Source organism: Pseudomonas sp. 9.1(2019) (assembly GCF_009910445.1).
GTDB lineage: Bacteria > Pseudomonadota > Gammaproteobacteria > Pseudomonadales > Pseudomonadaceae > Aquipseudomonas > Aquipseudomonas paraversuta.
This window is the reverse complement of record NZ_VBWF01000004.1, coordinates 46,579-59,696: the sequence shown is the minus strand read 5'-3', so window position 1 is coordinate 59,696 and position 13,118 is coordinate 46,579. Positions and strand designations below refer to the sequence as shown.

10 protein-coding genes are annotated in these 13,118 nt (G+C 61.6%); 4 read left to right on the top strand and 6 right to left on the bottom strand.

The window, feature by feature from the left end; all coding sequences use genetic code 11:
- Positions 1-240 precede the first annotated feature (240 nt).
- Complete coding sequence (ilvD, locus tag FEZ21_RS04825; RefSeq protein WP_004419765.1) at positions 241-2,088, top strand: dihydroxy-acid dehydratase; 1,848 nt, start codon at positions 241-243, stop codon at positions 2,086-2,088.
- A gap of 243 nt (positions 2,089-2,331) precedes the next feature.
- Here the strand turns inward: ilvD and FEZ21_RS04820 are convergent, their stop codons facing one another.
- Positions 2,332-3,387, bottom strand: a complete 1,056-nt coding sequence (locus tag FEZ21_RS04820) for a haloacid dehalogenase-like hydrolase (protein WP_160626565.1) — start codon at positions 3,385-3,387, stop codon at positions 2,332-2,334.
- A gap of 218 nt (positions 3,388-3,605) precedes the next feature.
- Here FEZ21_RS04820 and FEZ21_RS04815 point away from each other — a divergent pair, with 218 nt between their 5' ends.
- Positions 3,606-4,997 carry an L-cystine transporter gene (locus FEZ21_RS04815; protein WP_003444526.1) on the top strand — a complete coding sequence of 464 codons (1,392 nt, stop codon included), beginning with the start codon at positions 3,606-3,608 and terminating at the stop codon, positions 4,995-4,997.
- 50 nt (positions 4,998-5,047) lie between these two features.
- Here FEZ21_RS04815 and FEZ21_RS04810 read toward each other — a convergent pair whose 3' ends face one another.
- Positions 5,048-5,560 (bottom strand): dihydrofolate reductase, encoded by a 513-nt coding sequence (locus FEZ21_RS04810; protein ID WP_160626563.1) that lies wholly within the window; start codon positions 5,558-5,560, stop codon positions 5,048-5,050.
- Between the two features lie 91 nt (positions 5,561-5,651).
- Here FEZ21_RS04810 and FEZ21_RS04805 point away from each other — a divergent pair, with 91 nt between their 5' ends.
- Both FEZ21_RS04805 and FEZ21_RS04800 read left to right on the top strand, forming a co-directional pair.
- Complete coding sequence (locus tag FEZ21_RS04805; protein ID WP_003444528.1) at positions 5,652-7,031, top strand: DUF2868 domain-containing protein; 1,380 nt, start codon at positions 5,652-5,654, stop codon at positions 7,029-7,031.
- Positions 7,024-8,388: a GTPase/DUF3482 domain-containing protein gene (locus tag FEZ21_RS04800; RefSeq protein WP_003444529.1), complete on the top strand. Its 1,365-nt coding sequence runs from the start codon at positions 7,024-7,026 to the stop codon at positions 8,386-8,388. Before FEZ21_RS04805 ends, FEZ21_RS04800 begins: the two co-directional genes overlap by 8 nt.
- Before the next feature lie 119 nt (positions 8,389-8,507).
- On the opposite strand, the gene FEZ21_RS04795 is transcribed toward FEZ21_RS04800, so the two are convergent.
- The 4 genes from FEZ21_RS04795 to FEZ21_RS04780 all read right to left on the bottom strand — a co-directional run bounded on the left by FEZ21_RS04795 (position 8,508) and on the right by FEZ21_RS04780 (position 13,117).
- Positions 8,508-9,065 (bottom strand): phosphonate degradation HD-domain oxygenase, encoded by a 558-nt coding sequence (locus FEZ21_RS04795; RefSeq protein WP_160626561.1) that lies wholly within the window; start codon positions 9,063-9,065, stop codon positions 8,508-8,510.
- Entirely contained in the window at positions 9,065-10,192 is a 1,128-nt protein-coding gene (locus FEZ21_RS04790) for a TIGR03364 family FAD-dependent oxidoreductase (RefSeq protein ID WP_160626559.1), read from the bottom strand. The genes FEZ21_RS04795 and FEZ21_RS04790 overlap by 1 nt, the downstream gene beginning before the upstream one ends.
- A gap of 130 nt (positions 10,193-10,322) precedes the next feature.
- Complete coding sequence (locus tag FEZ21_RS04785; RefSeq protein ID WP_003444532.1) at positions 10,323-11,345, bottom strand: putative 2-aminoethylphosphonate ABC transporter substrate-binding protein; 1,023 nt, start codon at positions 11,343-11,345, stop codon at positions 10,323-10,325.
- Positions 11,346-11,392: 47 nt separating this feature from the next.
- The gene (locus tag FEZ21_RS04780; protein ID WP_160626557.1) at positions 11,393-13,117 is read right to left on the bottom strand and encodes a putative 2-aminoethylphosphonate ABC transporter permease subunit; all 1,725 of its coding nucleotides are present in this window, start codon (positions 13,115-13,117) and stop codon (positions 11,393-11,395) included.
- Position 13,118: the final 1 nt, after the last annotated feature.

Here is a 13,118-nt window from a genome sequence, read left to right as displayed (position 1 = left end):
AATGACTCCTCACGCAGGCAGCCAACCCTCTACCCCATTCCCTCCCGCCGCCAGCCGTGTAGAATCGACGGATTCATCGCCAATCATCCCCGGCGGGTTTATGAGCTCAGGCCCTGACGCGCGGCGATCCCGCAGCGTTAACGGCAGCTTGCTGACACGTGGTCATTTTCTGTGTAGTCCGCCAGTCATTAGAAGCTCACTTCCCTGTTTGTTACCTGATTAGCCGCCCGGAGTTGTTCCATGCCTGACTATCGTTCGAAAACCTCCACCCACGGCCGCAACATGGCCGGTGCCCGCGCTTTGTGGCGCGCCACGGGGATGAAAGATGCCGACTTCAAGAAGCCGATCATCGCCATTGCCAACTCCTTTACCCAGTTCGTACCCGGCCACGTCCACCTCAAGGACATGGGGCAACTGGTAGCCCGCGAGATCGAGCGCGCCGGCGGCGTTGCCAAGGAATTCAACACCATTGCCGTGGATGACGGCATCGCCATGGGCCATGACGGCATGCTGTATTCGCTGCCGAGCCGCGAGATCATCGCCGACTCCGTCGAGTACATGGTCAACGCTCACTGCGCCGACGCCATCGTGTGCATTTCCAACTGCGACAAAATCACCCCTGGCATGCTGATGGCTTCTTTGCGCCTCAACATCCCGGTGATTTTCGTCTCCGGCGGGCCGATGGAAGCGGGCAAAACCAAGCTCGCCAGCCACGGTCTCGACCTGGTAGACGCCATGGTCATCGCCGCCGACTCCAGCGCTTCTGACGAGAAGGTTGCCGAGTACGAGCGCAGCGCCTGCCCTACCTGCGGTTCGTGCTCCGGCATGTTCACCGCCAACTCGATGAACTGCCTGACCGAAGCCCTGGGCCTGGCGCTGCCGGGCAACGGCACGGCGCTGGCGACCCACAGCGATCGCGAGCAACTGTTCCTGCAGGCAGGCCGCACCATCGTCGACCTGTGCCGTCAGTACTACGTCGAAAACGACGAAGCGGTACTGCCGCGCAACATTGCCAACTTCAAGGCATTTGAAAACGCCATGACGCTGGACATCGCCATGGGCGGTTCGACCAACACCATCCTGCACTTGCTGGCAGCAGCCCAAGAGGCCGAAATCGACTTCGACCTTAAAGACATCGACCGTCTTTCGCGCCACGTACCGCAGCTGTGCAAGGTGGCACCGAACATCCAGAAGTACCACATGGAAGACGTGCACCGCGCAGGCGGCATTTTCTCCATTCTCGGTTCGCTGGCCCGCGGCGGCCTGCTGCACACCGATCTGCCGACCGTGCACAGCAAGACCATGGCCGAAGGTATCGCCAAATGGGACATCACCCAGACCGACGATGAAGCTGTTCACACCTTCTTCAAGGCCGGCCCGGCCGGTATCCCGACGCAAACCGCGTTCAGCCAGTCGACCCGCTGGGAAACCCTGGATGACGACCGTGAAAACGGCTGCATCCGCAGTGTTGAGCACGCCTACTCGCAAGAAGGCGGCCTGGCCGTGCTGTACGGCAACATTGCGCTGGATGGCTGCGTAGTCAAAACCGCAGGCGTCGACGAATCGATCCACGTGTTCGAAGGCAACGCCAAAATCTTCGAAAGCCAGGACAGCGCCGTGCGCGGCATCCTGGCTGACGAAGTCAAAGCCGGTGACATCGTGATCATTCGTTACGAAGGTCCGAAAGGCGGCCCGGGCATGCAAGAGATGCTCTACCCGACGTCCTACCTGAAATCCAAAGGCCTGGGCAAAGCCTGCGCCCTGCTCACCGATGGCCGCTTCTCGGGGGGTACTTCGGGCCTGTCCATCGGTCACGCTTCGCCGGAAGCGGCTGCCGGTGGCGCGATTGGTCTGGTACAGGACGGCGACAAAGTGCTGATCGACATTCCGAACCGCTCGATCAACCTGTTGATCAGCGACGAAGAAATGGCCGCTCGCCGCGTCGCCCAGGACCACAAAGGCTGGAAGCCGGTGGAAGTGCGTCCGCGCAAAGTCACCACCGCCCTCAAGGCCTACGCCTTGCTGGCCACCAGTGCCGACAAAGGCGCGGTACGTGATAAGGCCCTGCTGGACAAGCTGGTGCCATAAGCCGACGCGTCAAACAAAAATCCCGGCCATGTGCCGGGATTTTTTATGCCCGATACAAATCCATTTGTGGGAGCCGGATTGCCGGCGATAGCAGTACCGCGATCCGAGCGCCCAAATCGCTGGCAAGCCAGCTCCCACAGGGAGGGCAGAGTCCCTGCTTTTATGTTCAGCATAAATCCACTGTGGGAGCCGGATTGCCGGCGATAGCAGTACCGCGATCCGAGCGAGGGTTGTGCAAGCCTGTTACTGGATCTGATCCGGTTTGACGATCACCCAGTTCTTGTCCGCAGTCACCGGCAACCCTTCCCTGGCCTGGGCCGCCGCGTTTTGGGCCATCATGCCTTCCAGCTGGGTCATGTATTTGTCCTTGCGGTTGATCCACAGATGAATCCCGCCTTTGGCCACGTCCACCCCGTGGAACAGCATGTAGCCGTCACTGGTCGGGGTGTCGCCGCCCACCAGCACCGGTTTTTTCCATTGGTCGATGTAGGTCAGGATCGCCGCATGCTTGCCCGCCATCCAGGTAGCCGGGGTCCAGAGATAAGGCGTGAGTTCCAGTCCAAGGTTGGCCTTTTCGTTGTAGGTACCCGCGCTGATCTGTTTACGGGCCGTGGTCAGCTCGCCGGTCTTGCGGTCTTTGAGCAAGGTGCTCACGCCAATTACGTTCTGCGGTTTGACGTTGTACCCGTACTTGGGGTCTGCCGCGACCATGCGCACCAGTTCTTCCGAGGCGGCCGTCATCACGTAAACCTCGATGCCATTCTCCATCAGCTTGTTGAACAGCTCGACCTGGCCGGTAAACACCTTGGGCGGCTGTACCTCTGAAGTCTTGAGCGCGTCACCTTCGAAGTAAGTCACCGGCACCGGTTTGCCCGAGGCCATCAACTCGTCAACGTAGCCCTTGAGTTGCTGCAGGGTGAACCCGGAAAACACCTGCGCCACCCAGGGGTAGCAGACCATGTCGTCAACTTCGCACAATCGGTAGTAATAGCTGAACAGGCTCTCCTTGTGCTCGGCCGTGTCTTTGAAAGGGATCAGCTTGAGTGACGGGTCAAGGCTGTCACGGGTGATCAGGCCGCGGTTTTCCATATAGGGCAGCAGCGCTTCTTCCAGATCGTTGCGATAGCTGGTGTTGTCCATGTCAAAAACTGCAAAGTTACCCTTGTTCGCGTTTGCGGCGATCATCGCGTCCAGCTGTTTGGCCTGATCAGCCGGCCAGTGCTTCAAATCAGTGGCCAGGGCCTGGCCGGCAAGGCCCAGACACAGGGTTGCAGCGATCAACTTTAGACTCAGGTTCATCAGCTATGCTCCTATTTAAAGGCATCGACGCTAACAAACCTGCGTGACAGTTTTAACGTGAGCGCGACCGTTGACGTTCTAATAGCGCCACCGCCTTATTCCCAAAACCTAGGTACTCATTCCACAACGGTATATTTGCAGATATATCAACCTGTTAGGATTTCCGGTTCGAAATCGCTACAACTCAAGACTGGTACAAGTCGTCCCTCGGAGCTTTCATGAATTTCCCGCTGATCCTCAATCTGCTGGTGTTCCTCGCGTTGCTGTTCGGCTTGTCGCTGACCCGCCATACCGCGTGGAGCCTGGCGAAAAAAGTCTTGTTGGCGCTGGTTATCGGCGTGCTGTTCGGCCTGGGCCTGCACCTGGTCTACGGTGCCGACAGCACGACCCTGAAGACCTCCATCGGCTGGTTCGATCTGGTCGGCAGCGGCTACGTGCAATTGCTGCAAATGATCGTGATCCCGCTGGTGTTCGCTTCGATCCTGAGCGCCGTGGCGCGACTGCATAATGCCTCTTCCCTGGGCAAGATCAGCTTTCTGACTATTGGCACTCTGCTGTTCACCACCATGATCGCAGCCCTGGTCGGGATCGGCCTGACCAACCTGTTCGGCCTGACGGCCGACGGCCTGGTGGCAGGCGCGGCTGAAATGAGCCGCCTGCACGTGATCCAGAGCGATTATGCGGGCAAGGTTTCGGACCTCAATGTGCCGCAACTGCTGCTGTCGTTCATCCCGCAGAACCCGTTTGCCGACCTGGCCCGGGCCAAGCCTACGTCCATCATCAGCGTGGTGATTTTCGCTGCGTTCCTGGGGATTGCAGCGCTGCAACTGTTCAAGGACGAGCCGGAAAAAGGCGGGAAAATCCTCAGCGCCATCGACACCCTGCAAGCCTGGGTAATGCGCCTGGTGCGCCTGGTGATGAAGCTGACCCCTTACGGTGTGCTGGCCCTGATGACCAAAGTGGTCGCCACATCCAACCTGCAAGACATCATCAAGCTAGGCAGCTTTGTGGTGGTGTCCTACATCGGCCTGGCGCTGATGTTTGTCATCCACGGCGTAATCGTGTCGATATCCGGGGTTAACCCGCTGCGCTTCTTCCGCAAGGTATGGCCGGTTCTGACCTTTGCCTTCACCAGCCGTTCGAGCGCAGCCAGCATCCCGCTGAGTATCGAAGCACAAACCCGTCGCCTGGGGATTCCGTCCTCGATCGCCAGCTTTGCCGCCTCGTTTGGCGCCACCATCGGTCAAAACGGCTGCGCCGGTCTGTACCCGGCCATGCTGGCGGTAATGGTTGCGCCGACAGTGGGCATCAACCCGCTGGACCCGGTGTGGATCGCGTCGCTGGTAGCGATTGTGACCTTGAGTTCGGTCGGCGTGGCAGGCGTGGGGGGCGGTGCTACCTTCGCCGCCCTGATCGTGCTTCCGGCCATGGGCTTGCCGGTATCGCTGGTGGCGTTGCTGATTTCGGTCGAACCCTTGATCGACATGGGCCGTACGGCACTCAACGTCAGCGGTTCGATGGTAGCCGGTACGGTGACCAGCCAGATCCTGCACCAGACCGACAAGGCCATTCTGGCTGAAGACGATCACGGTGACCTAGCCCACGCCTGAACACCGCATCGCCCTGCAGGAGCTCGCTCCTGCAGGGCAGGTGCAACCCCTCAGATTTTTTCCCACACCTCAAAGCTGAACGCCGGTTTGTCATCCACCGCCGGGTGCGGCTCGTTCGATACCAGCTTCCACTGCGCCTGATCAAACTCGGGAAACCACGCATCGCCTTCCGGGCTCAGCCCCACCCGCGTCAGGTACAAGCGGTCGGCATCTGCCAGGCCCTGGCTGTACAGCTGCGCGCCACCGATCAACATCAACTCGCCCACGCCCTGCTCTTTGGCCCACTCTTCAGCGCGCTCAACCGCGGCCTCCAGTGATGCAAAAACTTCGGCACCTTCGAGCTGCAGACCGGTCTGACGACTGACCACCAGGTTCAAGCGGCCCGGCAACGGGCGGCCCAGGGAATCCCAGGTCTTGCGCCCCATGATGATCGGCTTGCCCAGGGTGGTGGCCTTGAAATATTTGAAATCCGCCGGCAAATGCCACGGCATGCTGTTGTCGACGCCGATCACGCGGTTTTCACCAAGTGCCACGATCAGGCTGAGGGGGAGTGATTTTTTCATGAGCGCGAGGATACCAGAGCCGCCCGCGCCAGCAGTACCCGGTCCGACGTAACAGCGGGTATGCTCTTGGCTCACTTGAATGGAATGTCGCGTGACTCAACTTTCCCCCCTGCACCGCCTCTGGCTGACCGAAACCGTGCGCCTGCGCGAAGAACACGCTGGCCCGCTGGATGATCTTGAAGCCAGTCGCCGCGCCCGCACGGGCGGCGGTGATTTATCCACACGCCTGCAAAACCGGGCCCTGTGGCTGGCCGAACGCGATGGTTTACTCAGCGCCATGCAGCATTGGCTGCAAGGTGCCCGTCTGGCGTTACTGGTGCTGGCCGTACTGGCCGTGATCAGTGGCGCCGGGCTGGCCTTTGCCGCCCTGGGCGACGGACAAAACCCGGTCAATGTGTTCTGGGCACTGGGCAGCCTGCTCGGGCTCAATCTGATTCTGCTGCTGAGCTGGGCACTGGGCCTGCTGTTTGCCGGTGAACACGGCGCCAGTCTGGGCCGCCTCTGGTTGTGGCTGAGCGAAAAATTCGCCCGCGACGCCAAGGCCGCGCAACTGGCGCCGGCGTTGCTGCTGTTGCTGCAACGCCACAGGCTCAATCGCTGGGCACTCGGCTCGCTGGTCAATGGCCTGTGGCTGCTGGCAATGCTCAGCGCACTGCTGATGATGCTGTTGCTCATGGCCACCCGCCGGTATGGCTTCATCTGGGAGACCACCATTCTGAGCCCGGATGTGTTTGTGGCGGTGACCCGCAGCCTCGGCGCACTGCCGGGCTGGCTGGGGTTCGGTGTACCGACGGATGAGATGATCCGCGTCAGCACTGACACCCGCTACAACAGCGAATTGCTGCGTCAGGCCTGGGCGGTCTGGCTGGTGGGCATCGTGCTGTTCTACGGGGTAATACCGCGTCTGCTGCTGGCGACGTTCTGCCTGTGGCGCTGGAACCACGGGCGCAACGCCCTGCAACTGGACCTCAACCTGCCGGGTTACAACCAGCTGCGCGAGCGCCTGATGCCCAGCAGCGAACGCCTCGGCGTCAACGATCTGGCCCCCGAACAACTGCACAACGTGCAGGCCGGGCATACCGACTTGCAAACCGATGGCGCGCTGATTGTGGCCATCGAACTGGACGATCAACACCCCTGGCCGCCCAAACTGCCCGCCACGGTCAAGGACGCCGGCATCCTCGACAGCCGCGAATCCCGGCAAAGGCTGCTGGAGCAAATGACCCGCTTCCCGCCGGCCCGCCTGGCCATTGCCTGCGACCCGCGCCGGTCCCCGGATCGCGGCAGCCTGGCGCTGATTGGCGAACTGGCACGCAGTGCCGCCCAGACCCGCATCTGGCTGCTGCAGGCACCGTCAGGCCAGGCGCTGGACGCTGACCGCCTGAGCGACTGGCATAACGCATTGCAACAACTGGAGCTGCCGTTCGCCACCAGCGCCCCCCTGAACTGGCTGGAGACAGGCCATGACTAAGCCACTGACCCTGGCCGTGGTCGGCCATACCAATGTCGGCAAAACCTCGTTGCTGCGCACTCTGACCCGGGATGTCGGCTTTGGCGAGGTCTCCCATCGACCCAGCACCACCCGCCATGTCGAAGGCGCGCGGCTGTCGGTGGACGGCGAACCGCTGCTGGAGCTGTACGACACTCCCGGCCTGGAAGACGCCATCGCCCTGCTCGACTATCTGGAGCGCCTCGACCGTCCCGGCGAACGCCTCGATGGCCCGGCACGGGTGGCACGGTTTCTGGAAGGCAGCGAGGCGCGCCAGCGTTTTGAGCAGGAAGCCAAAGTCCTGCGCCAGCTGCTGGCCTCGGACGCCGGTCTGTATGTGATCGACGCCCGCGAGCCGGTGCTGGCCAAATACCGCGACGAACTCAGTGTGCTGGCCAGTTGCGGCAAGCCGCTGCTGCCGGTGCTGAATTTTGTCAGCAGCCCCCAGCATCGCGAACCCGAATGGCGCGAAGCCCTGGCCCGCCTTGGTCTACATGCACTGGTGCGGTTTGACAGCGTGGCCCCGCCCGAAGACGGCGAGCGTCGACTGTACGAAAGCCTGGCGCTGCTGCTGGAACATTCACGCGAGGCCTTGCAACGCCTGATTACCGACCAGCAGGCACAGCGCGAGGCACGCAAACACAGCGCCCTGCGCCTGATTGCCGAATTGCTGATCGACTGCGCCGCCTGTCGACGCAGTGTGGTCAGCGAGAAAGCCGCCGAGCAACAGGCCATCAACGAACTGCGCCAGGCAATCCGGCAGCGGGAACAGCGCTGCGTTGAAGCCTTGCTCAAACTCTACGGCTTTCGCGCCAGCGATGCTGCGGCCAGTGATTTGCCGTTGCTGGACGGCCGCTGGGGCGATGACCTGTTCAACCCCGAAACGCTCAAGCAACTGGGGGTTCGCGTGGGCAGCGGGATTGCCGCCGGCGCTGCAGCCGGGGCGGGAGTGGACTTGATGGTCGGCGGCCTGACGCTGGGTGCGGCAGCGCTGGCCGGAGCCATAGCTGGCGGCGCCCTGCAGACCGCGCGCAGCTATGGCAGCCGCTTGCTGGGTAAATTCAAGGGCCAGCGCGAACTGACCGTGGACGACAGCGTGCTGCGGTTGCTGGCTCTGCGCCAGCGCCAACTGCTGCATGCATTGAATGCCCGTGGGCATGCGGCGGTGGACAGCATCAAGGTTGCCACCCCGCAGGACAAGACCTGGCGTGAAGGCAAACTGCCGCAAGAGCTGAACAAAGCCCGTGCGCACCCGCAGTGGTCATCGCTCAACCCGCACCCGAAACTGAGCCAGAGCGAGCGCCAGGAGCAGATCGGGCTGCTGGCCCAACAGATCTGAACAACCCCCTGTAGGAGCAGCCGGTCGACGCTCGATTGCTCGCGAGCTCTTCATGACCGCAGATTAAAAGCTCGCGAGGCAAGCTCGCTCCTACAGGTCATGGGCAAAAGGTCAAAAGGTCAGCTGGCCAACAGCCGCACTGCCTTGTCCTTGAGAATTTGCAGGTCGATGACCGGCACCTGCATCTGCTTGGCCTGTTCGTCCCAGACCCGCATCCGCAAGCTGAGCTGGCACAGCGGGTCTTGCTCGAAGGCATCGGCTTCTGACTCGCTCATCACCCCGCCCTGGTAGCCCAGGGTACGAATGCTGGCTTCACTCAACAGCTGGTAATAGCCCGGTTGACGCAGGGTCAGGTAGCGCTTGGCCTGCACGTGGTACTCCACCAGCTTCGCCATCCGCTCGCTGAAGCCTGCGCGGCGCAAGTAATCAGCCCCGACCCGTTCATGACTGACCACCCCATAACCGCCCATGTTCTTCGCATCTTTGCCACACAAGTGCCCGATATCGTGAAAGAACGCAGCGAGCACCACTTCATCGTCACAGCCTTCAGCCAACGCCAGCTGTGCGGCCTGGGACATGTGTTCGATCTGCGACACCGGCTCGCCAATGTAATCATCAGCGCCGTACTGGCGGTACAGGCCAAACACCTCTTCCAGCACTTGCTGCGCCTCGCTCATCACACCTCCTCCAGCAGCCGGGCAATATTGCCTTCGGCCATGGCCGGGCCCACGCTCATGCCCACTCCGGTTTGCATCAGGGCGGCATTCAAGCCGGGGGCTACCTCCAGCCAGGTGAACGGTTTGGCCCCCCGGGCACCATAGACCCCCTGCCAGCGTTCAACCACCTGCACTTCACAGCCAAGGGTTTGCTCGCACAGTTGCAGCATCCAGTTGTCCACCTGTTCGCCGTTGAACGGTGATGGATCGCCACCGTAATCGTGGGAATCACCGATGATCAATTCACCGTAAGGTGTCGGGCTGACCAGCAGATGAATCCCGTGCCGGTCCAGATGCGGGCTGTCGCGCAGGATCTGGGCCTGTACCGCTGCCGCTTCCGGCAAGTCGGCAAAGGCGCCGTAATGCACGCAACTGAGGCCGGTCATCAGCGCATGTTGCAGCTGCAAATCAATTTTTGGTCGTACACGCAGCATTTGCAGGCGGCAGATCTGCGGCTCGAGGCGGGCCAACGGTTCAGCCAGCAGGGTCAGGTAGTCATGCCCCGAACACACAATCACCTGGGCGCCTTTAAAGCTCCCGGCAGTGGTATGGACCAAGCCTGGTTCGACCTCGCGGACCAGGGTCGAGAAGTGAAACTCGACCCCCAGCTCCCGTTGCAGGTACTGGATCAACGCCGGGATCGCTTCGCGTGAGTACAGCTGCAGGTCATCCAGCCCGTGCAGTGCGGCGCGATGATGGCTGAACTGGCCACCGTAGAGGCGCTGCATATCGGCGCCCCGCAGGAGCTCGGCGCGGTAGCCGAATTCGGGGCCACGGCCCTGGCAGAAGGTGTGCAGAAGATGCTCTTCGGCCTCGGTACGGGCGAACAGGTACGAACCGTTTTGCTTGAGATCAAAGCCCGCATGCTGCGCCCAGCCGGTCCAGATTTCACGGCTGGCGTGGGCCAGATCCAGCATCACGCCCGGCGGCTGGCCCGTCACCAGCGCCATGCCGAAATTGCGCACCGAGGCCCCCAGCGGGGTGCTGGTGCGCTCGAAGACCTGAACCTTGAGCCCGCGCCTGGCCGCCGCATAGGCGTGGGACAGCCCCAGAATACCGGCGCCGACGATAAGGATTGTTTGAGTCATAAGCATGTCCTGATGGAGCGGGCTTCTGTAGGAGCAGCCGGTCGACGCTCGATTGCTCGCGATTTCTTCATGACCGCGATTAAAAGCTCGCGAGGCAAGCTCGCTCCTACGGGTTTTATTTGCTGAGAAGTTACTGCGCCACTTTCTCGGACTTGCCGTCATAGCGCTTGCGCCATTCGGCCAGGATGCTGTCACGATTCTGCGAGGCCCAGGCGAAGTCGTTCTTGATCAGGCGCTGTTCGTAGTCCGCTGGCAGTTCGGTCTGCGGCTTGGCGATGCCGGGTTGCGCGAGTACGGCGAAGTTCTCTTTATAAAGCTCCATCGCTGCCGGGCTGGCAGAGAAGTCGGCCAGCTTTTTCGCCGCCTCTTCATGGGGCGTGCCCTTGATCACCGCGGTGGCTTCGATTTCCCAGCCCAGGCCTTCCTTGGGCAACACGATATCCAGCGGAGCACCCTGGCGCTTGAGTTGCACCGCCGGGTATTCGAACGAAATACCGATCGGGAACTCGCCAGAAGCCGCCAGTTTGCATGGCTTGGAGCCGGAGTGAACGTACTGGCCGATGTTCTGGTGCAGGTCATCCATGAACTGCCAGCCCTGTTTCTCGCCGAAGGTTTGCAGCCAGGCACTTACGTCCAGAAAACCCGTGCCCGAGGACGCCGGGTTGGGCATCACGATCTTGCCCTTGTATTCCGGTTTGGTCAGGTCCTGCCAGCTCACCGGTTTGCTCAGACCCTGTTTTTGTGCCTCGATGGTGTTGAAGCAAATGGTTGCGGCCCACACGTCCATCCCCACCCATGCCGGTGGATTGGCTGGATCGCGATAGTTGGCGCCGATCTTGGCCAGGTCTTGGGGCGCATAGCTTTGCAGCATGCCCTGCTGATCAAGTATCGCCAGGCTGGAGGCGGCCAGCCCCCATACCGCATCGGCTTGCGGGCGGGCTTTTTCCGCCAGCAGCTTGGCGGTGATGATGCCGGTGGAGTCGCGCACCCACTTGATCTCAACGTCCGGGTTGGCCTTCTCAAAAGCCTGCTTGTAGGTTTTCAGCTGCTCGGCTTCGAGGGCCGTGTACACGGTCAGCTCGGTTTTGGCAGCAAAGGCGTTGAAGCTAAAAGCAGTGAGGACAGCAGCGGCAAGGGCAAGCGGCTTGAACATGGTGCGGTTCCTTTTGGTTGTAGAGGGCAGGCTTTGATGGGCGCGGATCATTGCGCAGGTACGCCCTGGCGCCAGGCCTGGGAGCGGCGTAACAAGCCGCGTGAAGCCCAGGCCAGCAGCAGGGACACGCCCGCCGAGGTGAACAGAATCAGGGTCGACATGGCCGCCGCGCCGCCAACATTGCCGGCGTCGTCCATGTTCAGCACCGCCACCGCCGCGAGGATGGTGTCGGGGCTGTAGAGAAAGATCGCCGCCGACACCGTGGTCATGGCCGAGACGAACAGGTAGCGCACGATGTCGAGCAACGCGGGCAGACAGATGGGAACGGTGACGCGCCAGTAGTGGCGATACAGCGGCGCCTTCAGTGACAGCGCGGCCGCTTCAAACTCACTGTCCAGTTGCCGCAGCGCGGTGGTCGCGGTCATTTGTGCGGTGGTCAAATAGTGAGCAATGGTGCACACCACCAGCAGCGTCATGGTTCCGTAGAGCACATGCAGCGGGTTGCCCGGCAGGTTGAAAAAGAACACGTAGCCCAGACCCAGGACCAGCCCCGGTACCGCCATGGGTACGAAACTGAGCATGCGCAGCGCCAGGTTCAGGCCTTTCTGGCCTTTGCTCTTTTCCATCAGGTAGGCGCCGGTGAAAATCAGCACGCTACCGATCAGTGCCGCGCATAACGCCATGGTCACGCTGTTGCGGTAGGCCAGCCAGCCCCCGCCTGCCGTATCGTTGAACTGGTAGTGATTGAGCGACAGCGACAGGTTGTACGGCCAGAATTTGACCAGTGACGAGTACACCGCCATGCCGAACACCAGCACCAGGGTGGCGCAAATCAGCAGCACAATGGCCAGGTAGCAGCGGTCGCGGACTTTCGAGGGCAGCGGCTTGAAGACCTGGGCCCGACCGCTCATCGAGTCGCCATGCTGACGGCGCAGCCAGGCATCCACGGCGAAGCTGAACAGCGCGGGCAACAGCAGCACCATGCCGATCAAGGCACCGCGGCCGAATTGTTGCTGTCCGACCACAGCCTTGTAGGCTTCCAGCGCCAGCACCTGGTAATCGCCCCCCACCACCACCGGTACGCCAAAGTCGGTGATGGTCAGGGTGAACACCAGACAGAAGGCGGCGAACACCGCCTGGCGGGTGCCCGGCCAGGTGATGCTGCGAAAGGCTTTGAAGGGCCCCGCCCCCATACTCGCTGCGGCGTCGAACAAACGCGCATCAGCCAGGGACAGCGCGGACAGCAGAATCATCAGGGCGTGGGGGAAGGTGTAAATCGCCTCGCCCAGCACGATGCCCCAGAAGCCATAGATATTGTCCGAAATCAGCCCGCGCAACATGCCCTGATTACCAAACAGGTACACCAGGGCAATGCCCGGCAACATCGACGGCGCCATCAGCGGCAGCAGCGAAAGACCGCGCCAGATGCGCTTGCCGGGGATCATGGTGCGTTGCAGCGCGTAGGCAAAGAGGTAGGCCAGCGGGACGACAATCGCCGCCACACTCAGGGATACCTTGAGGCTATTACCCACCAGCCAGTGAAAATTATCGCTGGTAACCAGCTCCCGCGCTGCCACCCAGCCACCACCCTGACCATCCTCGGCGCTGAAGCCGCGCCAGAAGATCGCCAGCAATGGCATCAATACCGCCACACCCAGCAGCAGCAAGAGCAGCAGCTTGCCGCCGACCACGAAAATCCTGTCGCCGAGTTCAGCGCTGGAGGTTATGGCTATCACTTTGCCGGGCACTGGCAGGGCCATTTCAGCGGCCATC